The sequence below is a fragment of the Flavobacterium cryophilum genome (assembly GCF_048286555.1).
In the GTDB taxonomy this organism is placed as follows: domain Bacteria; phylum Bacteroidota; class Bacteroidia; order Flavobacteriales; family Flavobacteriaceae; genus Flavobacterium.
Genome location: NZ_JBLVPZ010000001.1, coordinates 206,168 through 230,175, shown reverse-complemented (window position 1 = coordinate 230,175; position 24,008 = coordinate 206,168). Strand labels below are relative to the sequence as shown.

The 24,008-nt window shown below is 35.2% G+C and carries 21 protein-coding genes; 6 read left to right on the top strand and 15 right to left on the bottom strand.

The annotated features are described in order from the left end of the window. Positions 1 to 3 precede the first annotated feature (3 nt). The 7 genes from sufD to ACNQGJ_RS01050 form a co-directional block, all read right to left on the bottom strand. On the bottom strand, positions 4 to 1,320 hold the full coding sequence (sufD, locus tag ACNQGJ_RS01080) for a Fe-S cluster assembly protein SufD (RefSeq protein ID WP_417970933.1): 1,317 nt from the start codon (positions 1,318 to 1,320) through the stop codon (positions 4 to 6). A 97-nt stretch (positions 1,321 to 1,417) separates the two neighbouring features. Beyond that, a complete protein-coding gene (locus ACNQGJ_RS01075) occupies positions 1,418 to 1,687 on the bottom strand; it encodes a four helix bundle protein (RefSeq protein ID WP_417970935.1) in 270 nt (89 codons plus the stop codon). Between the two features lie 162 nt (positions 1,688 to 1,849). Beyond that, positions 1,850 to 2,602, bottom strand: coding sequence for a Fe-S cluster assembly ATPase SufC (gene sufC / locus ACNQGJ_RS01070; protein ID WP_417970937.1), 753 nt, complete (start codon positions 2,600 to 2,602; stop codon positions 1,850 to 1,852). Between the two features lie 18 nt (positions 2,603 to 2,620). Beyond that, positions 2,621 to 2,887 (bottom strand): Txe/YoeB family addiction module toxin, encoded by a 267-nt coding sequence (locus ACNQGJ_RS01065; protein ID WP_417970939.1) that lies wholly within the window; start codon positions 2,885 to 2,887, stop codon positions 2,621 to 2,623. Then, complete coding sequence (locus tag ACNQGJ_RS01060) at positions 2,878 to 3,081, bottom strand: DUF2683 family protein (RefSeq protein WP_416845728.1); 204 nt, start codon at positions 3,079 to 3,081, stop codon at positions 2,878 to 2,880. Before ACNQGJ_RS01060 ends, ACNQGJ_RS01065 begins: the two co-directional genes overlap by 10 nt. A gap of 19 nt (positions 3,082 to 3,100) precedes the next feature. Beyond that, positions 3,101 to 4,549: a Fe-S cluster assembly protein SufB gene (gene sufB / locus ACNQGJ_RS01055; protein ID WP_417970941.1), complete on the bottom strand. Its 1,449-nt coding sequence runs from the start codon at positions 4,547 to 4,549 to the stop codon at positions 3,101 to 3,103. Positions 4,550 to 4,631: 82 nt separating this feature from the next. Then, complete coding sequence (locus tag ACNQGJ_RS01050; protein WP_417970943.1) at positions 4,632 to 4,961, bottom strand: HesB/IscA family protein; 330 nt, start codon at positions 4,959 to 4,961, stop codon at positions 4,632 to 4,634. A 169-nt stretch (positions 4,962 to 5,130) separates the two neighbouring features. On the opposite strand from ACNQGJ_RS01050, the gene ACNQGJ_RS01045 reads away from it, so the two are divergent. The 3 genes from ACNQGJ_RS01045 (at position 5,131) to ACNQGJ_RS01035 (ending at position 9,631) form a co-directional block, all read left to right on the top strand. After that, positions 5,131 to 5,991 (top strand): MBL fold metallo-hydrolase, encoded by an 861-nt coding sequence (locus ACNQGJ_RS01045; protein ID WP_417970945.1) that lies wholly within the window; start codon positions 5,131 to 5,133, stop codon positions 5,989 to 5,991. Positions 5,992 to 6,066: 75 nt separating this feature from the next. Further along, complete coding sequence (locus ACNQGJ_RS01040; protein WP_417970947.1) at positions 6,067 to 7,695, top strand: S8 family peptidase; 1,629 nt, start codon at positions 6,067 to 6,069, stop codon at positions 7,693 to 7,695. Between the two features lie 61 nt (positions 7,696 to 7,756). Further along, positions 7,757 to 9,631 (top strand): M1 family metallopeptidase, encoded by a 1,875-nt coding sequence (locus ACNQGJ_RS01035; RefSeq protein ID WP_417970949.1) that lies wholly within the window; start codon positions 7,757 to 7,759, stop codon positions 9,629 to 9,631. 203 nt (positions 9,632 to 9,834) lie between these two features. Here the strand turns inward: ACNQGJ_RS01035 and ACNQGJ_RS01030 are convergent, their stop codons facing one another. The 3 genes from ACNQGJ_RS01030 to ACNQGJ_RS01020 form a co-directional block, all read right to left on the bottom strand. Further along, the gene (locus tag ACNQGJ_RS01030; RefSeq protein ID WP_417970951.1) at positions 9,835 to 11,040 is read right to left on the bottom strand and encodes an NAD(P)/FAD-dependent oxidoreductase; all 1,206 of its coding nucleotides are present in this window, start codon (positions 11,038 to 11,040) and stop codon (positions 9,835 to 9,837) included. An 82-nt stretch (positions 11,041 to 11,122) separates the two neighbouring features. After that, positions 11,123 to 12,007 (bottom strand): CPBP family intramembrane glutamic endopeptidase, encoded by an 885-nt coding sequence (locus ACNQGJ_RS01025; RefSeq protein WP_417970953.1) that lies wholly within the window; start codon positions 12,005 to 12,007, stop codon positions 11,123 to 11,125. A gap of 211 nt (positions 12,008 to 12,218) precedes the next feature. Then, the gene (locus tag ACNQGJ_RS01020) at positions 12,219 to 13,169 is read right to left on the bottom strand and encodes an L-threonine 3-dehydrogenase (RefSeq protein ID WP_417970955.1); all 951 of its coding nucleotides are present in this window, start codon (positions 13,167 to 13,169) and stop codon (positions 12,219 to 12,221) included. A 312-nt stretch (positions 13,170 to 13,481) separates the two neighbouring features. On the opposite strand from ACNQGJ_RS01020, the gene ACNQGJ_RS01015 reads away from it, so the two are divergent. Both ACNQGJ_RS01015 and mfd read left to right on the top strand, forming a co-directional pair. Beyond that, positions 13,482 to 14,087 (top strand): hypothetical protein, encoded by a 606-nt coding sequence (locus tag ACNQGJ_RS01015; protein ID WP_417970957.1) that lies wholly within the window; start codon positions 13,482 to 13,484, stop codon positions 14,085 to 14,087. Beyond that, positions 14,080 to 17,448, top strand: a complete 3,369-nt coding sequence (mfd, locus tag ACNQGJ_RS01010) for a transcription-repair coupling factor (protein ID WP_417970959.1) — start codon at positions 14,080 to 14,082, stop codon at positions 17,446 to 17,448. Before ACNQGJ_RS01015 ends, mfd begins: the two co-directional genes overlap by 8 nt. 15 nt (positions 17,449 to 17,463) lie before the next feature. On the opposite strand, the gene ACNQGJ_RS01005 is transcribed toward mfd, so the two are convergent. Next, positions 17,464 to 17,742 carry a hypothetical protein gene (locus ACNQGJ_RS01005; RefSeq protein WP_417970961.1) on the bottom strand — a complete coding sequence of 93 codons (279 nt, stop codon included), beginning with the start codon at positions 17,740 to 17,742 and terminating at the stop codon, positions 17,464 to 17,466. Between the two features lie 371 nt (positions 17,743 to 18,113). Continuing rightward, a complete protein-coding gene (locus ACNQGJ_RS01000; RefSeq protein ID WP_417980296.1) occupies positions 18,114 to 18,500 on the bottom strand; it encodes a hypothetical protein in 387 nt (128 codons plus the stop codon). Positions 18,501 to 19,481: 981 nt separating this feature from the next. Here ACNQGJ_RS01000 and ACNQGJ_RS00995 point away from each other — a divergent pair. Then, the gene (locus ACNQGJ_RS00995; RefSeq protein ID WP_417970965.1) at positions 19,482 to 20,246 is read left to right on the top strand and encodes an SDR family NAD(P)-dependent oxidoreductase; all 765 of its coding nucleotides are present in this window, start codon (positions 19,482 to 19,484) and stop codon (positions 20,244 to 20,246) included. Positions 20,247 to 20,319: 73 nt separating this feature from the next. Here ACNQGJ_RS00995 and ACNQGJ_RS00990 read toward each other — a convergent pair whose 3' ends face one another. The 3 genes from ACNQGJ_RS00990 to ACNQGJ_RS00980 all read right to left on the bottom strand — a co-directional run bounded on the left by ACNQGJ_RS00990 (position 20,320) and on the right by ACNQGJ_RS00980 (position 23,937). Continuing rightward, positions 20,320 to 22,500 (bottom strand): glycoside hydrolase family 97 protein, encoded by a 2,181-nt coding sequence (locus tag ACNQGJ_RS00990; RefSeq protein WP_417970967.1) that lies wholly within the window; start codon positions 22,498 to 22,500, stop codon positions 20,320 to 20,322. A 302-nt stretch (positions 22,501 to 22,802) separates the two neighbouring features. Next, positions 22,803 to 23,459: an aspartate kinase gene (locus tag ACNQGJ_RS00985; protein WP_417970969.1), complete on the bottom strand. Its 657-nt coding sequence runs from the start codon at positions 23,457 to 23,459 to the stop codon at positions 22,803 to 22,805. A 118-nt stretch (positions 23,460 to 23,577) separates the two neighbouring features. Beyond that, a complete protein-coding gene (locus ACNQGJ_RS00980) occupies positions 23,578 to 23,937 on the bottom strand; it encodes a YraN family protein (RefSeq protein WP_417970971.1) in 360 nt (119 codons plus the stop codon). Positions 23,938 to 24,008 lie beyond the last annotated feature (71 nt).

Below are 24,008 nucleotides of genomic sequence, written 5' to 3'. Positions count from 1 at the left end.
TGATTACAAATCAAATCCTATTTTCACGCCTAATTTCGTAGCGATAATTTTGGTAATTCGTTGTTTCAATTCCGGTATTTTAATGTTTTCGATAACGGCATTCGAGAACGCATACATCAATAACGCTTTGGCTTCTTTTTTAGGGATTCCGCGTTGTTGCATGTAGAACATTGCAGTTTCGTCTAATTGTCCAATGGTACAACCGTGCGAACATTTTACGTCATCAGCAAAAATCTCTAATTGTGGTTTTGCATTGATCGTTGCTTTGTCGCTCAATAATATATTGTTGCTTTTTTGGAACGCATTTGTTTTTTGAGCATCTTTCTCCACATACACTTTTCCGTTGAAAACTCCTGTAGAACGATCAGCATAAATTCCTTTATAATCCTGAAAGCTTTCACAATTTGGAGTGGAATGTTTCACTAAAGTATAATGATCTACGTGTTGTTTTTCACCAATAATTGTTATTCCGTTTAGAGTACTTGTCAAGTGTTCTCCAAAGTGATAAAAATTCAAGTTGTTTCTCGTAAGGTTTCCACCAAAAGAAAAAGTGTGAACGGATACATGGCTTTCTTGCTTCTGAGAAACATAAGTGTTGTCAATTAAATTTGCTTCAAGCGTATCGTTTTGAATTTTGTAATAATCTACGATAGCACGTTTTTGAGCATAGATTTCAGTGACAGAATTTGTTAATACCGCGTTTTCGGTTAAACTTTGATGACGCTCAATAATTTGAACATGAGAATTCTCACCTACAATTACTAAGTTTCTAGGTTGAACTAAAAGTGCGGCGTCGTTTCCTGTTGAGAAGTACATAATCTCGATTGGTTTATCCGCTACTTTACTTTTTGGAATGTTGATGTATGCGCCTTCAATAGCAAAAGCCGTATTCAAGGACGTTAAACTTTCGTCTTTGTTGGCGATTTGATTAAAATAAGTGTCAATAACCATTTTGTATTTTGGTTTGGTCAACGCCGATGACATCAAGCAAACATCAATTCCTTCGTGTGTGGTTGACGATAAATGCGAACTGAAAACCCCATCAATAAACACTACTTTATAGGTGTCTATTTCGTGTAAAAAATATTTTTTTACATGGTTGAATTCAACGGCATTATCTTGTTTTGAAAAAACGGTAAAGTCATTTTTTAAGATGGCGTTTAATGACGTGTATTTCCAAGCTTCGTCTTTTTTCGTTGGAAAACCTTTATTTTCAAAGTTTTTTATGGCGGCAGTTCTCACGTCATGAAGTTCAGCGTGAACATCAATACGCTCTTCGAAAGCCATAAAAGACGATAGTAATTTTTCTTTCAATTCCATTTTTATTTAAGTCTTAAAGTCGAAAGTCAAATGTCTTAAAGTCGGTATAAGCATAAAATAGCTGATTCAACTATTCTTGACTTTCGACTTTCGACTTTTAAACTTTACGACTAGATTCTAAGTATTTAATAAAACCACTTAACAATTTTGATATTTCTGTTACTGATTCTAAAAGTTTTTCAAATTCTTCTTTAGTAATATAATCTAAATCAAATGCAAAATATAATTGAGAACGAACTTCTCCAGCGGAAGCTTTTGCAACATATAAAAAGTAAATAAACTCTTTGTCTGTATTTCTCTCAAAGCCTTCAGCGATATTTGATGATATAGAAATTGATGCTCGTCTAAATTTGTCTAATGAAATCAAAGTCTTTCTTAAAATTTGTGTTTTCAGTAATTAGATAAATCCTTTTGTTAAAAACTCTTGCTTTTTGCCAAGAATTAATTTCTTCGAAAGAATTAAATTTCCCCATTACTTTTTTCTTTTTTCTTTTGACTTTATGACTTTTGACTTTAGACTATTTTAATTTTAAGCTTCTTGTTCTTGTTTAATCCAGTCGTATCCTTTTTCTTCCAGTTCGTGCGCTAATGCTGCTCCACCGGATTTTACAATTTTTCCGTTGTACAAAACGTGAACAAAATCAGGAACGATATAATCTAATAATCTTTGGTAATGCGTAATCACTACGATGGCATTTTTGTCACTTTTAAGTTTGTTAACACCGTTGGCAACAATACGTAAGGCATCAATGTCAAGTCCAGAGTCAGTTTCATCAAGAATTGCTAATTTTGGTTCTAACATCGCCATTTGGAAAATCTCATTACGTTTTTTCTCTCCACCAGAAAAACCTTCGTTTAAAGAACGAGACAGAAATTTCCTGTCGATTTCTAATAATTCTGATTTCTCACGAATGACTTTCAGCATTTCGTTGGCTGGCATTTCTTCTTGACCGTTTGCTTTACGAGTCTCGTTGATGGCTGTTCTCATAAAGTTCGTTACTGAAACACCCGGAATTTCCACCGGATATTGGAACGATAAAAATACGCCTTTATGTGCTCTTTCTTCGGGGGCCAATTCTGAAAGGTCTTCACCATTCAAAGTGATTTCGCCTTCGGTCACTTCATAGTTTTCATTTCCTGCAATGATCGAAGCCAATGTGCTTTTTCCTGCACCGTTTGGTCCCATTATCGCGTGGATTTCTCCCGCTTTTACCTCAAGGTTGATTCCTTTTAGTATTTCTTTGTCTCCAATGGAGGCGTGTAAATTTTTTATTGATAACATTTGTTTCTTTGTTTATTCTTAATGACCTTTTAGTGATAAAATGTCTAATATTTCAATTGTATTTTCTTCGGTAACTTTATATATAATGCGATGTTCTTGATTTATTCTTCTTGACCATTTTCCAGAAAGCTGGTATTTTAATTGTTCCGGCTTTCCGATTCCTTCAAAAGGATGTAATTGAATGTCTTCTATTAAATCTGTAATTTTATTTAAGATGTTTTTATTTCCAGATTTAATCCAAAAATCTAAATCTTTTTTCGCTTTAGTCGTAAATACTATTTGCATAAAGCACGTATTTCTTCCATCGTCATTTTTATCCCTTTCCCGTCTTTAATACTTTGTTCTGCTTCCAAAATTTCTTTTACAAATTCTGGATTATATGGTTTTTCTTCTTCTACAATTTCAAATCCAAGCGATTTTGCCAATGATTTTAACACTGGAAAATCTTTTTTCTTTACATTTTTTAAAACCAGATCCATAATTATTTAGATTTAAAGGTTATCCAACACTTCCCTCAAGAGAAATTTCTAATAATTTCTGTGCTTCTACGGCGAATTCCATTGGTAACTTATTCAATACATCTTTACTGAAACCGTTTACGATTAAAGCAATGGCTTTTTCGGTTGGGATTCCACGTTGGTTACAATAGAAAACTTGGTCTTCGCCAATTTTACTTGTCGTAGCTTCATGTTCTATTTTTGCCGATGGATTTTTACTTTCGATATAAGGGAAAGTATGTGCGCCACAATTGTTGCCCATTAATAAGGAATCACATTGTGAAAAGTTTCTGGCGTTATCCGCATTTGGTCCAATTTTAACCAAACCTCTATAACTATTTTGTGATTTTCCGGCAGAAATTCCTTTCGATATTATAGTCGATTTAGAGTTTTTACCTAAATGAATCATTTTTGTTCCTGTATCTGCTTGTTGGAAATTATTGGTGACCGCAATCGAATAAAATTCTCCTGTCGAATTATCTCCTTTTAAAATAACCGAAGGGTATTTCCAAGTAATAGCAGAACCGGTTTCTACTTGAGTCCAAGAAATTTTTGCGTTTTTCTCGCAAATTCCTCTTTTGGTTACAAAATTAAAAACTCCGCCTTTTCCTTCTTTGTTTCCTGGATACCAGTTTTGTACGGTTGAATATTTTATTTCGGCATCATCCAAAGCAATTAATTCCACTACCGCAGCGTGCAACTGGTTTTCATCGCGAGAAGGTGCCGTACAGCCCTCAAGGTAACTTACATAACTTCCTTCGTCAGCAACTAACAATGTTCTTTCAAATTGTCCGGTTCCTGCCTGATTGATTCTAAAATAAGTGGAAAGTTCCATTGGGCAACGAACGCCTTTTGGAATATAACAAAAAGAACCGTCAGAGAATACTGCCGAATTCAACGCAGCATAAAAATTATCTTTTTGTGGGACAACCGTTCCTAAATATTTACGGACTAATTCCGGATGTTCTTTGATGGCTTCAGAAATACTCATAAAGATTATTCCTTTTTCGCCCAATGTTTTCTTGAAAGTAGTCGCTACTGAAACCGAATCGACTACGATATCCATCGCAACATTATTCATCATCTTTTGCTCATCGACTGAGATGCCTAACTTTTTGTACATTTCTAAAAGTTCTGGATCTACATCGTCCAATGTTTTGCTAGGATCTACCGCTTTTGGCGCTGAATAATAGGAAATGGCCTGAAAATCAGGTTTGGTGTAATGCACATTTGCCCATTCTGGCTCAGTCATTTGTTCCCAAGCACGAAAAGCCTCAAGACGCCAGTCGGTCATCCATTGGGGCTCTCCTTTTTTCTGTGAAATAGCCCGAACGATATCTTCATTTAAACCAACAGGAAACGTTTCTGATTCTAATTCGGTGTAAAATCCATATTCGTATTCTTTATTTTCGAGTTCGATTTTTAAGTCGTCTTCTGTGTATTTGCTCATGTTTTTTTTTGTCTTAAAGTTTTAAAGTCCGGTGTCTTACTGTCAATTTAAGTCTTTCGACTTTATGACTTTTGACTTTCGACTATAAAGAGAAACTCTCTCCGCATCCACAAGTTCTGTTTGCGTTTGGGTTATTGAAAACAAATCCTTTTCCGTTAATTCCTCCAGAAAATTCTAAAATTGTTCCGGCTAAGTATAGAAAAGATTTTTTTTCGACTGCAATAGTGATATCGTTATCTACAAAAACTTTATCGTCGTCACTTTTTGTTTTATCAAATTTTAAATCATAAGACAATCCAGAACATCCGCCGCTTTTTACACCAACTCTTACGTAGTCGATTGCAGCATCAAAACCATCATCTTTCATTAGATCGATGATTTTCTTTCTTGCCGTGTCAGAAACTTTTATCATAGCTTATATTGATTTTGTCTAAATTAAGGACAAAGATAGTATATAAAAAGCTTTTTACATACTTGATAACATTTTTATAACCAATGCAAAAATAGAAAAAAGCTATTTGAAACCGCTAAAAGCATTTGAATTCCTTAACTTTGAAACCTATCAAAAGCAACAAAAAAAAATGAAACTATATCCTATAGAAACAGGCAATTTTAAATTGGATGGCGGCGCAATGTTTGGCGTGGTACCAAAGACAATTTGGAACAAAACAAATCCCGCCGACGAAAATAATTTAATTGATATTGCCGCACGCTGTTTGTTGATTGAAGATGGTAACCGACTTATTTTGATTGATACCGGAATGGGAAACAAACAATCCGATAAATTTTTTGGCTATTATTCGCTTTGGGGTACACATTCCATGGATAAATCGCTGGCAAAACACGGATTTCATCGGGATGATGTCACTGATGTGTTTATGACTCATTTACATTTTGATCATTGTGGGGGAAGTGTGCAATGGAATGCTGAAAAAACAGGCTATGAACCAGCATTTAAAAACGCAAAATTTTGGTCTAATGAAAAGCACTGGGAATGGGCAACAAAACCAAATCCCAGAGAAAAAGCGTCATTTTTATCCGAAAATATTTTGCCGATGCAGCAAAGTGGTCAGCTGAATTTCATTCAAAGACCCGAAGGCGATTTTTTAGAAAAATCAGAATTGGGTTTTGGTATCTTCTTCGCTGATGGCCATACCGAACAGCAAATGATTCCGCACATTCAATATAAGGATAAGACCATCGTTTTTTGCGCTGACTTATTGGCAACAGCCGGACACGTACCTATTCCTTACGTGATGGGTTATGATACCAGACCATTATTGACTATGCCCGAAAAAGCAAAATTTCTAAATTCCGCAGCGGATAATAATTATTATTTATTTTTGGAACACGATGCACATAATGAAATTATTACTGTAGAGAAAACGGAAAAAGGCGTGCGGTTAAAGGATGTTTTTACGTGCGGACAAATCTTAACTTAGTGTTAATCATAGTTCCTTATGTAACAAAAAAAATTATTTTAGACAAATATTTTAAAATTAACAAAAACATTTTCAATGAATACCATTAAACCCATTTACATTTCTGCTTTTGCTTTTTTAGCATTAGTAGGTTGTGGCGCTTCAAGACAAGTTTCAAATACCTCAAATGCTGAACTAGTTGCCATAAGCGCCCCTTTAAACATTACGAAAAAGGCGCCAATTGCTGAGAACGACTTGAAACGTTGGAGTCATTTAGATATAGTGACTGATACCATTCCTGGAATGAGTGTTGATAAGGCTTACGCCGAATTATTAAAAGGTAAAAAAGGCGTGCCTGTAATTGTTGGAATTGTAGATTCTGGTGTAGATATCGAACACGAAGATTTGAAATCTGTACTTTGGACCAATACTAAAGAGATCGCCGGAAACGGTATTGATGATGACAAAAACGGATATATTGATGATATTCACGGCTGGAATTTTCTTGGAGACAGTACCAAAGAAAATTTGGAATACGAAAGAATTATCAAAGATAAAACCTTAGTTGATGATGCTACGTACCAATCGGCAAAAGCACTCAATGACAAAAAAGTGGCTGATGCAGCGGCAGGAAAAACGCGTTCAGAGCAAATGTTAGAGGCCCTTGCGACGAGCGATGCTACTTTAATGAAACATTTTGGCAAGTCAGTCTATACTATTGAGGAGGTAAATGCGATCGTTTCGCAAGATTCGGAAATACTAAAGAGCAAGGCGGCTATGCAACAAATGCTTTCATATGGATTGCCAATTGCAGAACTAAAAGTTGCTGTTCAAAAACAATTAGATGATCAGATAGCACTTATAAATGGAGACAACCTAAAAACTGATTACCGTAAAGTAGTAGGAGATAATCCAAACGATATTACCGATACTACATACGGAAATAACAATGTAATGGGACCAGACAAGAACGAAATTCTTCATGGAACTCACGTTGCCGGAATTGTTGCTCAAAGCAGAAACAACGTATTAGGAGGTGACGGTGTCGCTAACAACGTTCAAATTCTTACCGTTCGTGCCGTGCCAGACGGAGATGAATATGATAAAGATATTGCACTTGGAATTCGGTATGCAGTGGATAATGGTGCCAAAGTAATCAACGGAAGTTTTGGAAAAAGCTTTTCTCCACATAAACAATGGGTTTATGATGCTATAAAATATGCAGAAAAAAAGGATGTGTTAATTGTTCACGCAGCTGGTAATGATGCAAAAGATATTGACTTTGCTGAAAATTTCCCAAACGATTCTGAAGACAAAGTAACTGAGTTTGCGGATAACCTAATCACAATTGGTGCTTTGAATTTTGAATACGGAAATAAAGTTGTGGCTCGTTTTTCTAATATTGGAAAAATTAATGTTGACGTTTTTGCTCCTGGAGTAAAAATTTACGCTACAACTCCAAACAATACCTATAAATACTTACAAGGAACTTCGATGGCCTCGCCAAACGTTGCCGGAGTTGCCGCATTAATTCGTTCGTACTATCCAAAATTATCTGCGAAACAAGTAAAGCATATTTTGATGGATTCAGGAATTGCCATTACTACTGATGTTATCGTAGGTGGAAAAGCAAATGATGTACGTTCATTTACCGCACTGTCTAAGTCAGGAAAAATAGTAAATGCATACAATGCTTTACTTATGGCAGAAAGAATGTCTAAATAATATTAAAAAATTCATTACATGGAAGGGCAATTTTGCCCTTCCATTTTTATTTAAAACCTACATGAAAAAATCACTTTTATTTTATTTTGTTGCTTTTGGCTTTGGAACTGTTTTTGCCCAAAGCAATTACTATTGGCAGCAACATGTCGATTACAAAATGGATGTCTCCATGAATGTAAAAACAAACCAATACAACGGAACACAGGAATTGGTCTACACCAATAATTCTCCAGATACTTTGAGAAAAGTATATTATCACCTGTTCAATAATGCCTTTCAGCCCGGAAGCGAAATGGATGCCAGAATCCAAAGCATTAAAGATCCTGACGGCAGAATGGTCACCAAAGTAAAAGTGGGTGATACCGAAGTTAAAGAAAGCCGCATTAAAAACTTGAAGCCAAATGAAATTGGTTTTTTGCGAATTTCTAATTTCAAACAAGATGGAGCAGTTGCCAGCGCAAAAGAGGTGGGAACAATTCTTGAAGTGACTTTGGCAAAGCCATTATTACCCAATTCAAAAACTACATTCACATTAGATTTTGACGGTCAGGTTCCAATTCAAATTCGCCGTTCCGGAAGAAATAATGCCGAAGGCGTAGCATTATCAATGGCGCAATGGTATCCAAAACTTGCCGAATTTGATTTTGAAGGTTGGCATGCTGATCCTTATATCGCCAGAGAATTTCATGGCGTTTGGGGAAATTTTGACGTAAATATTACTATTGACAAGGACTACGTTTTAGGAGGTACCGGTTATTTGCAAAACAAAAATGAAATAGGGCACGGCTACCAAGATCAAGGCGTTGTTGTAACTGTTCCAAAGAAAACTAAAACATTGACATGGCATTTTAATGCGCCAATGGTTCATGATTTTACTTGGGCTGCTGATCCAAATTATATTCATGATGTGGTAAAAGGACCTAATGGTGTTGATTTGCATTTCTTGTACAAAAACAATCCGAAATACATTCAAAACTGGAAAAACCTGCAACCGAAAACGGTTCAGTTAATGGAGATTTATAACAAAACGGTTGGCGATTATCCGTACAAACAATATTCTGTGATTCAAGGTGGCGATGGCGGAATGGAATATGCCATGTGCACGTTGATTTTGGGTCAAGGTACTTTTGACGGGTTGCTGGGCGTAACCGCTCACGAAATGGCGCATTCTTGGTTTCAGCATGTATTGGCTTCAAATGAATCAAAACACGGATGGATGGACGAGGGATTTACTTCTTTCTTAGAAGATTTTGGATTGAATGAGATTTCTGATAAAAAAGTAGAAAATCCTTTTGCTGGAGCGTATACCGGTTATTTTTCTATGGCAAATTCAGGAAAAGAATTACCACAAGGAACGCATGCAGACCGCTTTGACGAAAACAGAGTGTACAGCATTACTTCGTATAGTAAAGGGGAAATTTTCTTAACTCAATTGATGTATTTGATAGGGAAAGATAATGTCATGAAGACATTGAAGAAATATTACAGCGATTTTAAATTCAAGCATCCTACGCCAAATGATATTAAAAGATCTGCAGAACGAATTTCTGGAGCAAATCTCGATTGGTACTTAGTGGATTGGACAGAAACCACCAATACTATTGATTATGGAATCAAAGACGTAAAGGAAAATGGAGATAAAACAACTGTCACTTTAGAAAGAATTGGTAGAATGCCAATGCCTATTGATCTAGTAGTGCAGTACACGGATGGAACAACAGAAAGTTTCTACATTCCGTTGCGTATGATGAGTTTTGAAAAAGAAAATCCGAATCCTGCGGTTAAAAGAACCATTTTGAATGATTGGGCTTGGGCGTATCCAACGTTTGAATTCAACATTGCTAAACCGAAAACTTCCATTAAGAAAATCACTATTGATCCAAGTGCGTTAATGGCCGATTTAAAAAAGGAAAATAATTCCTATGAGATAAAGTAATACTATTAATTAGTTCATTATAGTCCAATTATTTTTGTCACATCGAGCGCAGTCGAGATGTCACAACGGTTCTCGACTGCGCTCGAACTGACAATTGGACTATTTTATGATAACAATGGTATAATTTTGAAAAGCCCTGAAAAAGGGCTTTTTTTATGCAAATCAATTACGGGATTGACTTAAAAATTAGATTTTTTTATAATTTATCGTCTAAATTTAAAATATTCCGCTAAACTATGTTTCTTATTTTTCAACATTGCAGAAACCAGTTTCATTCCTATGACCGAGAATGTGATGCCATTGCCACCAAATCCCAAAACAAAATAAGCACTTGGAAAATTAGGATGTTTGCCAATGTAAGGTAAGCCGTCTTTGGTCTCGCCAAAGGTTCCTGCCCAGACAAAATCCATTCTGAAATCATAATTTGGTAAAATTTTCTTAAGATATTTGGTTAATTTACCGGACTTCTCGTTTAGTAATGCATCCCTTTTTTTGGCGTTTATAAAATCCTCGTCCGCTCCGCCTATAAGCAATCTGTTGTCATCTGTAGTCCGCATATACATATAAGGTGCTGCGGTATTCCAAAACAAGGTGTCAGTAAGATACGATTGATCATCTTCAAATCTTTCGCCCACGATAGCATAGGTCGAAAGTAATTTTACAAAATTGTCTTTAATGATTTCAGTACTTTCGAAGCCGGTGCAGTAAATTATTTTCTTTGCGGTAATAATTGTGTCGTGTTCCGTTACAACCGTTACGCCATTTTGCTTATGGGTAACTTTTTTGATATCCGTTTTGTCGAATATTTTTAATCCTTTTTCGTGATTATAAGCAAGAATGTCGTGGGCTAATTTAAACGCATCAATACTTCCTCCTTGATCGGACAAAATGCCACCATAACAATGTTTGATTTGATACTTTTTATCAATTTCATCGGCTTCCAACCATTTTACAGGTATTCCAATTATTTTTCGCGCCTCGAATTCTTTTTTTAACCAGCCAACATCTTTCTTGAAAGCCGCAAAATACAGCGATTCTTTTTTCTTAAACCCACAATCAGATTTTACCTTTTGTCCTATTTTCTTCAGATCATCAATCGATTTATAACATGCCCAATAACATTCAACGGCGGCTTTTTCACCAATCAAATCTATAAGTTGGTACAAAGGAATGTCGATTTCGTATTGTAGCATTGATGTCGTGGCCGAAGTACTTCCATGACCTATTTCTCTGCGGTCTATCAGTATGGTTTTGTACCCATCGGCTATACATTGATGTGCTGTAAGGCTGCCTGTTATTCCACCGCCTACGATTAAAATTTCTGTGTCCAAGTTTTCCCTTGATGAAGGATAGGAGTTGATGATTCCATTTTTCACTAGCCAAAAAGGTTCGCTTGATTTTAGTTTCATGCTGATGAGGTTTTGATCAAATTTAGCAAAAATAGTGTTGAGAAATCAAAAAATTTATTCTGTTTGTTTATTCGGATATTGTTCAAAGCTTGGTGTTCTGTTGCGTGCTTAACTTGTTTTTTAGTTTATTTTCAAATGACAGATAGAGAATCACAATCGCTATGATTTGTAAAATTAATGCCAGAATAGATCCTTCAAAACCAAAATCCCCACCGTTCCAGATAGAAGCATACTTAAAATTCGTTTCAATAATAGAATAATTGGTCATCCCACTAATATTATATCCAAAAACAGTTCCCTGAAAGAAATTCCAGCTAAAATGTAATGCGATGGAAAACCATAAATTCTTGGTATATAAATAAGGTAATCCCAGTAAAATACTAGCCACGAAAAGTTGCAGTAGCCCAAATAAAGTGATGTTTGGATTCCAGGCATGTAGCAGACTAAAAATCACAGAGGAAATAATTAAGGCTAAATAGTTGTTAAACGATTTCATCAAGTTGTTTAAAATAAAACCCCTAAGTAATAATTCTTCTGAAAGCGCCACGAATATAAAATGTCCCAAACTTAACGCGAAGGACAACAAGTTGAAGTTCAAGTTTTTAAATTCAATTTCTTCGGAAAGGATCAGACTAATAAAACCAACAGACATGATGATTAATCCGTAATATATTCCACGAATAACATCTTGTTTGATATACTTTTTTTCAAATCCGACACTTAGGAATGGTTCTTTTAAAACATATATCATAAAAAGCCATACAGTTACAAAAGTTCCAATAAAACTGGCTAATGACACAATAAAAACCTGAGCCGGAGTTCTGTCAACAAATTGAATGTTACTGATGTCAAGCCCTGCAAAATAGTACCCAATTGCTTGGAAAACCGCAACTATTACAAAATAAGGCAGTATTATTTGCAAAACATTTTGCCATCCTTGGTGTTTGTCTACAATAGTGTTTTTCATTAAAGTGTTTTCTTGTTTTTTTTAAAGCTATTCAAATATAGGAATTATTTTATAAAAACAGGTGCGACAATAACTATCTCAAATACATGATGGAGTTGGAATTGCACAAAATAGGTGGAAGGATTATTCATATCCAAAAAAAAATGGGGTTTAAAAAATCAGGACAGCAACCTTGATTTTTTAAACCCCAAACTCTTTTTTAACGAAAGTATTATTCTTTTTCGGCTCTCAAATTTTTCAACATATCCTCAGCCATCGTTTCCATATCAAATTCATGTTTCCAGTTCCAGTCTTTTCTGGCTTCGGCGTCATCAATACTCGCGGGCCAGCTGTCCGCTATTTTTTGACGGAAGTCCGGTTTGTAAGTAACAGTAAATTCAGGAATGTGTTTCTTGATTTCGGCAGCAATCTCCGTTGGCGTAAAGCTCATTGCGGCTAGATTGTAGGAAGAACGAATTTTTATTTGTTCCACCGGCGCCTGCATAATCTGGATGGTCGCAGCAATGGCATCGTCCATATACATCATCGGCATTTTAGTTTCTGAGGATAAAAAACATTCGTATGTTTTATCCGAAAGTGCTTTGTGAAAAATATCCACCGCATAATCCGTAGTTCCGCCACCAGGAGGCGATGACCAGCTGATTAAACCTGGATAACGAATGCTTCTTACATCTACACCAAAGATATTATGATAGTATTCGCACCATCTTTCACCCGACTGTTTACTGATTCCGTACACCGTTGAAGGTTCCATGATCGTGTATTGTGGCGTGTTTTCTCTGGGTGTTGTTGGACCAAAAACGGCAATACTCGAAGGCCAGAATATTTTTTTTATTTTTCCGGCTTTCGCCAAATTCAAAACGTGAAACAACGAATTCATATTTAAGTCCCATGCAAAAGCTGGGTTTTTCTCGGCTGTCGCCGATAATAATGCGGCCATCAAATACACTTCGTCAATTTGATGCAATTCCACTAAATGTTCAATTTGATTGAAATCCAAGGCGTTCACTACCTCAAATGGACCGGAATTAACAACATCAATATTTAACTTTCGGATATCCGAAGCAATTACATTGTCTGTTCCGTATATTTTTCGTAGCTTTTGGGTAAGCTCCGTTCCAATTTGTCCGCAAGCGCCAATTATCAATATTTTAGTACTCATTTTTATCTGTTTTGAAAAACAAAGGTAACGTTTTCGTAAATACCATTATTTTGATAAAAATAGTATAATTTTCTTAAAATGGTATTTAATATGCGGCAGAGTTTCTTAATTTTTAAATTTTTAAACTTAAAAATAGCTTCAAGAATATTAGATTGTTATTCCGATGCTGTAATTCGTAATTGTAAATTTACTTTGTAACTTTGTACGGCAATTAATAATGATTTTTGAAAGGAGCGTAACTGGTTTTCGTTTATAAAATCAAGACCGTATGTGAATTACATGCAATCATTAAAAAAGGATAAATCGCGACACATGAAATATAAAATAATAGTTTTCTTTTCTTTGGTTTTTCTGTTGTTGTCCTGTAAAAATGACAATCAAAAACGCATGGCCGAAAATAAAAAGGAGATGCAAAAAAGAGAAGTCATTTTTAAAAACGTAGAGAAAGGCTGGGTTTTTTATGACACGCCGGTAACGGAGGCGTCGGAGAAAAGTATCGCCACTTGGAACGAATGGCGCATTTTTTTGGCTGAATTAACGCAAAAACCCAAAAAAACAATTGGAGCATTTCAACAAAAATCAAAATCCCTTTCTAAAAAAGTGATGGCATTAAACGACAATATTCCTTATGAATACAACAAACCTCAAATAAAAAGCAGAATTTCGACTTTGATTACTAAAGTTAGATTGTTGGATTTATTCATTCATTTGGATAACATTCCGGATAAAAAAGTAACCTTATTAGTTTCAGAAATCAACTTGGAATTGGTTTCACTTCAAAGACAAATGGACAAAATTGTGGAGAAAAGTAGAATCCCTATTGAGGAAGGTGAATCTGAATTAAGGAGAATGATGGATACGGCAAGAGCCATTCCCAATACACCAGTTATAGATCCAAATATCCCACGCGTTGAGTAAAAAATTCCTATACAGCACCTACGATAATGCGCCAAAAACACAGCAAATAGTTGCTCGTTTATTGGAAAATAATCAAGTAAAAATACAGCTGTCGGGACTTTTGGGTTCTGCAGTTTCGTTTGTAATTCGTTCTGTTTTTAAACAATCGGAGCTTCCTTTTTTAATTGTTTTAAATAACAAAGAAGAAGCCGCATACTACTTGAACGATTTAGAACAAATGATTGGCGAACAAGATGTGCTGTTTTATCCCGGTTCGTATCGTCGTCCGTACCAAATTGAAGACACCGATAATGCCAATGTTTTGCTTCGCGCCGAAGTCCTCAATCGAATCAATTCCCGCAAAAAACCAGCCGTTATTGTCACGTATCCCGAAGCATTATTCGAGAAAGTGGTAACCCGAAAAGAATTGGACAAAAACACCTTGAAAGTAAGTGTTGGAGACAAAATTTCTATCGATTTTATCAACGAAGTTTTGTTCGAATATGAATTTAAAAGGGTTGATTTCATTACGGAACCCGGAGAATTTTCGGTTCGTGGAGGAATTGTCGATGTGTTTTCTTTTTCGAATGACAATCCGTATCGAATTGAGTTTTTTGGTGACCAAGTGGAGAGTATTCGGAGTTTTGATGTAGCGACGCAATTATCGATTTTGCAACAACAAAAAATCACGATAATTCCAAATGTGGAGAACAAAGTTTTTCAGGAAAATCGAGAGAGTTTCTTGGATTATATATCGGAGAAAACGGTACTTTTTATCCAGAATACCGAAGATTTTTTATCACAGTTAGACAAGCAATTTGGTAAAGCCGAAGAAGCTTTCGCTAAATTGTCACAGGAAATAAAACGTTCGAAACCGGAAGAATTATTCTTGAATCAAAAGGAGTTTATAAAAAGAGCGTTGGATTTCTCGATTGTGGAATTCAGTTCGAAAGCTATTTTTAGAACCACTAAAAAATTTGAATACCACATTCAGCCACAGCCGTCGTTCAACAAACAGTTTGATTTGTTACTAAATAATCTGAATGAGAATCATTTCAATGGCTACAAAAACTATTTGTTTTGTTCCAATGATACTCAAGCCAAGCGATTTCATGATATTTTTGAAACCTTGGATGAAGCCAATTCTGAGAATATCCGCAAGCAGTATAACACGATTGTTTTGCCTTTGTACCAAGGATTTATAGACGAGGAAAACCAAATCACTTGTTACACTGATCATCAAATTTTTGAGCGCTATCATAAATTCAGCATCAAAAATGGCTATTCAAAAAAACAGAATATTACCTTAAAAGAACTCACGACATTATCTGTTGGCGATTATGTGACGCATATTGACCACGGAATTGGACGTTTTGGGGGATTACAAAAAATACAAGTCGAAAATAAAACGCAAGAAGCAATCAAACTTGTTTATGCTGATAATGATATTGTGTATGTGAGTATTCACTCGCTGCACAAAATCTCAAAATACAACGGAAAAGACGGAACGCCACCCAAAATTTACAAATTGGGTTCGAATGCCTGGAAGATTTTAAAACAAAAAACGAAGGCGCGCGTTAAGCATGTCGCCTTCAATTTGATTCAGTTGTATGCCAAGCGGCGATTGGAAAAAGGATTCCAGTTTGCCCCCGACAGTTATTTGCAAAACGAACTGGAAAGTTCCTTCATTTACGAAGATACGCCGGATCAAACCAAATCAACGGCAGAAGTAAAAGCGGATATGGAAAGTGATCGCCCGATGGATCGACTGGTTTGTGGTGATGTGGGTTTTGGAAAAACCGAAGTCGCTATTCGTGCGGCTTTCAAAGCGGTGGACAACAGCAAACAAGTTGCAATTCTGGTTCCTACTACTATTTTGGCATACCAGCATTACAGAACTTTTACAGAACGATTAAAAGATATGCCGGTTTCCGTTGGCTATTTAAACCGTTTTAGAACGGCCAAACAAAAAGCGGAAACACTAAAATTATTAGCTGAAGGAAAACTAGATATTGTTATTGGAACACACCAACTAGTAAACAAAAATGTAGTTTTCAAAGACCTTGGGTTGTTGATTGTGGATGAGGAACAAAAATTTGGAGTCAATGTAAAAGACAAACTGAAAACGATCGCCGCCAATGTTGATACATTGACCTTGACGGCCACGCCAATACCACGTACATTACAATTTTCATTAATGGCTGCTCGTGATTTATCCGTAATTACAACACCACCGCCTAATCGTTATCCTATAGAAACGAATGTAGTCGGTTTTAGTGAAGAATTGATTCGGGATGCGATTTCGTACGAAATTCAACGCAACGGACAGGTTTTCTTTATCAATAATCGCATCGAGAACATCAAAGAAGTGGCCGGAATGATTCAACGTTTGGTTCCAAATGCCAGAGTGGGAATTGGTCACGGCCAGATGGAAGGCAGAAAACTGGAAGAATTGATGCTGGCTTTTATGAACGGAGAATTCGATGTTTTGGTGGCAACGACCATTATCGAAAGCGGTTTGGACGTTCCCAATGCCAATACGATTTTCATTAATAATGCGAATAATTTCGGATTATCTGATTTGCATCAAATGCGCGGTCGGGTAGGGCGTAGCAACAAGAAAGCGTTTTGCTATTTTATTTGTCCGCCGTATTCTGCGATGACGGATGATGCGAGGAAAAGAATACAGGCTTTGGAACAATTTAGTGAATTGGGAAGTGGTTTTAACATTGCGATGAAGGATTTAGAGATTCGTGGTGCAGGAGATTTATTGGGAGGCGAGCAAAGTGGTTTTATCAACGAGATTGGTTTTGATACTTATCAAAAAATCATGAACGAAGCCCTTGACGAACTAAAAGAAAATGAATTCAAAGATTTGTATCCGCAGGAAAACAATTTGGAAACCAAAGAATATGTAAAAGACCTGCAAATCGACACGGATTTTGAGTTGTTGTTTTCTGACGAATATATCAATAACGTTTCGGAACGATTGAGTTTGTACAATGAACTAGGAAGCGTTAAAAATGAAGAAGAATTGATCATTTTTCAGAATAAATTGATTGACCGTTTTGGTCCTATGCCACCACGAGCCAACGCTTTGATGAATAGCATTCGAATAAAATGGATTGCGACCCGAGTAGGAATCGAGAAATTGGTAATGAAACAAGGTAAGATGATTGGCTACTTTGTGTCCGATCAACAATCGAATTATTACCAGTCGAAACGTTTTCAGGATGTTTTGCAGTTTGTTCAAAAACACAGTTCTATCTGCAAAATGAAAGAAAAACAAACGCCAGCTGGATTACGACTTTTATTGACTTTTGACAATGTGAAAAATACCAGAAAAGCATTGGAATTGATGGAGTTGTTAGGTGGTGAATAAAGATAAAGAGTATGATTATTTGATTAAATAATTATACTCTTTTAATTTTCCTACTTTTCTAATTTCAAATAGATCTTCTACATAATAGCCCTCGTTAATTGTAATTTTCCCATCGCTTACTGTGTTGTGAGCAGCTGGAAAACTTTGATATATTTCTTCATAAAACCTATCTTCATATTCGAATTCAATTGGCTTTGTGAAACTTATTTTCTTTGGTTTAAAGGAATCGGGAGAGATTGTATTATAAAGTCCTTTAGGTTTTGATGGCGATGCCCACCTTCCTTCTTTTGTCATATAAACATCATCAAATAAATATTTTATTTGAATTAATTCTTCTTTGAATTCTAGCACATAGAATAAACAATAATCATATTCAAGAAAACTAGTCTTAAATGGAATGTAATTTTGTTCAAATGGAGATGAGTGTATGTAAGATGTAAATTGAATAGTGTCTTTTTTAAAATTACCATAGATATTTTTAACTACTAAATATTTTGATAAAGTTCTAGAATCTAGGGCAAAGGAATTGCAATAACTAGAAGGAGAAATCCAAGCTTTAATTTTCTTGCCTATAAATACATATAGTTTTGTTGGCTTTTCTGTATGTTGAGGCCAAACTTCACAGGGTTCTAATTCTAATTTAATAGTATTTTTTTTCTTCTTGACTAAATCATTAACCAGTATTTTTTTGTGGTATGGTATTCAGATTCAAAAAATAGGGAATCCGAAAATTTAGCATTTATTTCAAAATTACCTAAATTATCTGTTTTTGTTCTATAATTTCTATCATTTAATAATCGCTCAAGAACCTTTGAGCATTTAATAAACTCTAAATAGGAATCGTCATTTCTATTCTTAAATTTTGAATGCTCTTTCCAATACGTATATAAGGATTTACTATGTTTTCTTAATTTATTTATAGTGTCATTTTTAATAATATAAACGACTCGATCATTAAATTCTCCTGAATTAAATGCTTGACCTTTTACTGCTATTTCTTGTGAAAACAGCATTTGAAATGTTAGCAAAAAAAATAGAGTCAATTTTTTCAATTTTGAAATTATTTATAATTCATAAATATAAGTTTTTTCTTTTAATTTTTTATATAAAAATTTCACGCTAACTTTTACCTTCATTTACATTTTACAATCTGAATACAAAATGAAAAGCATTAATAATGATGTAGTTTTTGAGAGAGAAGTACGAAGTTATTCAGTAATGTAAGTACATTAAATATTTTAACATTTAATCTCTGCCTCCGTCGGACGGCGGGGCGAATTCTAATTCTTCAAATCCTTAATTACTTTTAAAGCCACTTCCACTTGGTCTTCACTTACTAAAATGGTGAAGTCATTACCAGTCGAATCGTTTTCAGGATGTTTTGCAGTTTGTTCAAAAACACAGTTCTATTTGCAAAATGAAAGAAAAACAAACGCCCGCTGAATTAAGGTTTTTATTGACTTTTGACAATGTGAAAAATACCAGAAAAGCATTGGAATTGATGGAGTTGTTAGGTGGGCAGTAAAAAAAAAGCAAAAGTTTTGCTTTTTTATATTTGATTTTTACCACTTCTATCCAAATGAAATTTAAATTAAGAGATACCTTTTATCTTGAAATCTTTGGAGACTCTGTAGCGGAACTGAATGCATTATTCGCATCGAAAATTTTAAAAGAAATTTAAATTGAAGAACTTCCGGTTTGTGAATCATTAGGCTGCGCTTTTTTTTGAATATCTTACTTAAGAGGCAACAGGAATTGATTTTATATTGAAAAAATTCTAAAAAAAATCAATTCTGATTTAGTGTATAAATATGATTTGATTCAGAATTATGTGTGGGAGCTAGTACACTTTGGAGAATCACCACAATTGAGGACTGCTAGAGTCATTTTTCTAGTTTTTTCAAAAAAAAGCAAGTTAACTCCGATGTCTTTTCTTAACAAATAGATTGATTTATATTTCGTCAACATCGATTTTACAATTTGCTTGTGCTACTCTTTACTATCTTTTTATTAACAATTTAAAACAAATACTGATGGAATTAATAAGCAATAAAATAGCAGTAGTAACCGGAGGAAGCCGTGGATTAGGAAAAGACATGGCTTTGAATCTTGCCAAAAAAGGGCTTGATGTAATCCTAACCTACAATAGCAAAAAAGACGAAGCTGACGATGTTGTAACCGAAATTAAAAAAATGGGGCAAAAATCCGCTGTCATTCAATTAAATGTTGCTGAAGTGAGTAGTTTTAATTTGTTTTTCCAAAATGTGGCGAGCACTTTAAAAAGCACTTTTGGGGCCGAGAAAATTGATTTTTTAATTAACAATGCGGGTATTGGCCTTCACGAAAGTTTTTCGAATACTACTACCGCCCAATTTGATAATATGGTAAATATCCAATTTAAAGGACCTTTTTTTCTGACTCAAAAAGCATTGGAAGTGATAAATAATGGAGGTGGAATTGTAAATATTTCGTCAGGATTGACCCGTTTTTCATTTTTAGGATATTCTGCCTATGCAAGTATGAAAGGAGCGATGGAGACATTGACTAAATACCAAGCGAAAGAATTGGGAGAAAGAAAAATCAGAGTTAATATAGTGGCTCCGGGTGCTATAGCAACCGATTTTGGCGGAGGTGCAGTTCGGGATAACGAACAGTTAAATAAATCTATTGCTTCGTCAACAGTAGGACGTGTGGGTTTGCCAGATGATATAGGAAGCGTAGTCGCCTTTTTGTGTACAGACGATGCTAAATGGATAAATGGACAACGCATAGAAGTTTCGGGCGGAGCCAATTTGTAATTAATTATTTAAACATAAAAAAGGGATTGGTTTATTGAAAACCAACCCCTTTTTTTATTCAATAAATATGTTTTTATAACTTTCTCAGACCTTTCATTTCAGAGAAAGTTCCTTCTTTAATACTTATTGCAACTCCTCCACCGGGAGCAATGTATTGTTTCAGTACACTTTTGAAAGTTACAACAACTTTACGAATGGTATAGTTTTGTGGTTTCTCATTCCAGTTTGCATCTTTTGCATCAGCATAAATCGTTGCGATGAATTTTTTACCTTTTGGAAGATAATCAAAAACAACGGTGGCTGTTCTTGAATTTTCATCTGTAATCCCACCTACAAACCATTCATTTTTACCTTTTGCTTTACGTGCAATAGTTATATAATCTCCTGGCTCAGCTTCTAGGATATAACTGTTATCCCAGTCTACGGCAACATCTTTTATAAACTGAAAAGCATCTGGAAAACGGTTGTAGTTCTCCGGAAGATCCGCCGCCATTTGAATGGGACTGTACATAGTCACGTAATACGCCAATTGTTTGACCAAAGTCGTATTCACACGTTGATTTCCACCAGTTTTGTAATAGGTAAGATCCGTTTGAAAAATACCAGGCGTATAATCCATTGGTCCGCCCATCAATCTTGTAAAAGGTAAAATAGTAGTGTGTTCCGGTGCTAGTCCGCCCATAGCCTCAAACTCAGATCCTCTCGCTGATTCCTGTGCAATCCAGTTTGGATACGTACGATTTAAACCAGTAGGACGTACTGCTTCGTGACTGTTTACCATTATTTTATAATCAGCAGCACGATTGGCAACGTGTATGTAATGATTCACCATCCATTGTCCGTCATGGTGTTCACCGCGGGGAATAATCTGGCCTACATAACCAGTTTTTACAGCATCATAACCGTTTTCATTCATGAATTCGAAAGCACGATCCAAGCGACGCTCGTAATTTGTCGCCGCTCCTGAAGTTTCATGGTGCATGATGATTTTTACTCCTTTGGAAGCAGCGTATAAATGTACCGCTTTTACATCAAAATCAGGATAAGCAGTTACAAAATCAAAAACTTCTTCTTTCCAGTTGTTGATCCAATCTTCCCAACCAATGTTCCATCCTTCGATAAGAATGGCATCAAAACCATTTGCAGCAGCAAAATCAATGTATTCTTTAGCGTGTTCTGTGGTAGCGCCGTGTTTCCCATTTGGCGTAAGCTTCGTAAAATCCTGGTTTAGTTTTACATTAGTTTCTTTACCATAAGCCCAAGTGCTTTTTCCAGCGACAAAATATTCCCACCAAATGCCAATATATTTCACGGGTTTTATCCAAGAAACATCTTTGTAACTAGTAGGTTCGTTGAGGTTTAAGATTAATTTTGAAGCCAAAATATCCGTTGCTTTGTCACTTACCACAATAGTTCTCCATGGTGTTTGCGCATCTGTCTGCATGTATCCTTTGCTTCCTACGGCATCAGGTGTAAGATGACTGCTCATTTTAAAAGTAGTTGCATCAACGTTCAAAGACATTGCCGGATAATTGATCAGCGCCGCTTCGTGAATGTTGATGTAAAGTCCATCTGTTGATTTCATCATGGAAGGTGTTTGTACCGCCAGATTTTTGATGGGAAATTGCGAATTGATTTCGATAGTCGCTTTTTTCATCAACGAAGGAATTTCGGAAATCTTCGATGTGGTATAGGCATATTCATTGGTGTCATAATCGCCCGGAATCCAGAAAATTTTATGATCTCCCGCCAATTGAAATTCAGAATGTTCTTCCTTGATTACAAAATAGTTTAAATCATTTTGTTTTGGAAATTCATATCGAAAGCCTAAACCATCATTAAACAAACGGAAACGAATGCGAATGTATCGATTGTTGTTTTTGGTTTGCGCCAAAGTAACGACCAATTCGTTGTAAGTGTTACGAATTGTTTTTTCCTCCCCCATAATAGGGTTCCAAGAATCATCAACTGATTTTTGTGCTGAATTCGTAATACTAAAACCATCCATAAACGATGGCGCATTTTTTAGTTCTAGCCCTAAAGTACTCGGTTTTACAACTGGTTTTCCCTTGTAACTTAATTGATAAGTAGGTGTTCCGTTTGCAGTAAGTTCAAATTCAAAAGAAAGATTCTTGTTTGGAGATGTTATCACTTGCGCCTGTGTCCAGAGCGGACTTGCACACACAAACAGCAATAAAGCTATTTTTTTGGTGATCGAAAGTGTTAGCGACATTTGTGTGGATCGAAAATTCATTGTCTTAGTTTTTGTTTTAGCAAAGCTAAAGTTTAATTTTAAAATTCGTGTCTTATTAATTTTTCAAAATTACATATTGAAATGGCGTTAAGCTTATTTCTGAGGTTACTGTTTATTGCATTGTATTACAGCGCTGGTTTCTAGCATAAATTATTTTTTTATGACTTTAAGTACTTAAGGTAAAGTCTACAAATTCAAAATCCCTTTAATCATAATTTTAATTAAATTATACAAAGGGATTTGTTGTTTTTGAATTTAAGACTACTCTGACGACGATTTATTAATCACTAATGAGTATTATTTTAATTTTTCAGATCTTTAATTACTTTGAAAGCCACATCCACTTGGTCTTCACTTACTAAAATGGTGAACTCATTTGAAGTCGAAATCACTTCATTGATGATGATTCCTTCCCAAGCCAAACGCTGAAAAATGAAATAGTAAATCCCTGGAACGACAATATTTTCTTTAGGTAGTTTTACCGTGATCGAAGCGAGATTGTCTAGTTTTTGAATCAATTTTTCATGAACAAAATGCTTGTCAACTAAGTGAGTGATGCTATTACTAACCACAATGTTAGTCTCATTCACACCACGGGATGACGTGTAAAAAATATCCGGAAATGAATTGATGTCCGTAATTAAATCGGCCTGTTTGTTTAGAACGGTGTCAGAGGCGGCAAAGGTATAGTCAGTCAAAGCGGAACGAACGGTGATTTCTCCAATGTTTTTTATTACTTTATTGATCTTATGATTTAATCTAAAGTCTAATTCTTCGGTTAATCTTTTTAATGCCATTACAACAGCGCCTTGTTTTACTTCTTTGCCAAATTCACTTTCTAATTCAGTCATTATGTTTCTAGATAATGACGTCAAATTGATGATTCCAAGTGATAAAGCATTTAGCAGAAAGGGCTTAGTTTTAATATAATTTTCTACTATCGAAGAAACAGTTTTCATAATTTCTGAGTTTTTTTAGTTAGTTAGATTTGTAAGTTAAGGTAGATTGTGTGTTAAAAACAGTGCAAATGTAAATAAAAAACAATTTGTTACAAATATAACATTCAAAAAAAATGAATTAAAAATAATAAAAAGCATCGATAAGGTGCTCAATTATAAAAGATTTACCTTCTTTATGTATGGCTATTATATCAAAACGAACATCCATTTCTAAATTTCTTTCGTTAACAAAGGCATCTACTGCTTTCACAAGAAGCCGGATTTTTTTTGGTTTTACAAAATCCTGAGGCAAACCAAATTCTAACGAAGTGCGTGTTTTAACTTCGATAACGGCAAGTGTATTTTCTTTTTGGGCGAGAATATCTATTTCGGCTTTTTGGAAGGTCCAGTTAGTTTCTAAAATAATATAGCCGTCTTTCCTTAGAAATTCAACCGCCATTTCTTCTCCAAGTTTTCCAAGTTCGTTGTGTTCCGCCATGAAGTAAGTTTTCTGTGTCTTGTTCCTGTTTTCAAATTTAGGAAATCAAAAATCGGTAATTTTAATTCAAA

What these genes read in the sequence shown, in the direction of transcription:
- ACNQGJ_RS01005 (WP_417970961.1), bottom strand. Translation starts at nt 17,742, where the DNA reads ATGACAAAAGAAGGAAGGTGGGCATCGCCATCAAAACCTAAAGGACTT.
- ACNQGJ_RS01015 (WP_417970957.1), top strand. Translation starts at nt 13,482, where the DNA reads ATGAAATATAAAATAATAGTTTTCTTTTCTTTGGTTTTTCTGTTGTTG.
- ACNQGJ_RS01045 (WP_417970945.1), top strand. Translation starts at nt 5,131, where the DNA reads ATGAAACTATATCCTATAGAAACAGGCAATTTTAAATTGGATGGCGGC.
- ACNQGJ_RS01025 (WP_417970953.1), bottom strand. Translation starts at nt 12,007, where the DNA reads ATGAAAAACACTATTGTAGACAAACACCAAGGATGGCAAAATGTTTTG.
- ACNQGJ_RS01020 (WP_417970955.1), bottom strand. Translation starts at nt 13,169, where the DNA reads ATGAGTACTAAAATATTGATAATTGGCGCTTGCGGACAAATTGGAACG.
- ACNQGJ_RS01065 (WP_417970939.1), bottom strand. Translation starts at nt 2,887, where the DNA reads ATGCAAATAGTATTTACGACTAAAGCGAAAAAAGATTTAGATTTTTGG.
- ACNQGJ_RS00985 (WP_417970969.1), bottom strand. Translation starts at nt 23,459, where the DNA reads ATGAAAACTGTTTCTTCGATAGTAGAAAATTATATTAAAACTAAGCCC.
- ACNQGJ_RS01030 (WP_417970951.1), bottom strand. Translation starts at nt 11,040, where the DNA reads ATGAAACTAAAATCAAGCGAACCTTTTTGGCTAGTGAAAAATGGAATC.
- ACNQGJ_RS01050 (WP_417970943.1), bottom strand. Translation starts at nt 4,961, where the DNA reads ATGATAAAAGTTTCTGACACGGCAAGAAAGAAAATCATCGATCTAATG.
- ACNQGJ_RS00980 (WP_417970971.1), bottom strand. Translation starts at nt 23,937, where the DNA reads ATGGCGGAACACAACGAACTTGGAAAACTTGGAGAAGAAATGGCGGTT.
- ACNQGJ_RS00995 (WP_417970965.1), top strand. Translation starts at nt 19,482, where the DNA reads ATGGAATTAATAAGCAATAAAATAGCAGTAGTAACCGGAGGAAGCCGT.
- sufD (WP_417970933.1), bottom strand. Translation starts at nt 1,320, where the DNA reads ATGGAATTGAAAGAAAAATTACTATCGTCTTTTATGGCTTTCGAAGAG.
- ACNQGJ_RS01060 (WP_416845728.1), bottom strand. Translation starts at nt 3,081, where the DNA reads ATGGATCTGGTTTTAAAAAATGTAAAGAAAAAAGATTTTCCAGTGTTA.
- sufC (WP_417970937.1), bottom strand. Translation starts at nt 2,602, where the DNA reads ATGTTATCAATAAAAAATTTACACGCCTCCATTGGAGACAAAGAAATA.
- ACNQGJ_RS01040 (WP_417970947.1), top strand. Translation starts at nt 6,067, where the DNA reads ATGAATACCATTAAACCCATTTACATTTCTGCTTTTGCTTTTTTAGCA.
- sufB (WP_417970941.1), bottom strand. Translation starts at nt 4,549, where the DNA reads ATGAGCAAATACACAGAAGACGACTTAAAAATCGAACTCGAAAATAAA.
- ACNQGJ_RS01035 (WP_417970949.1), top strand. Translation starts at nt 7,757, where the DNA reads ATGAAAAAATCACTTTTATTTTATTTTGTTGCTTTTGGCTTTGGAACT.
- ACNQGJ_RS00990 (WP_417970967.1), bottom strand. Translation starts at nt 22,500, where the DNA reads ATGAATTTTCGATCCACACAAATGTCGCTAACACTTTCGATCACCAAA.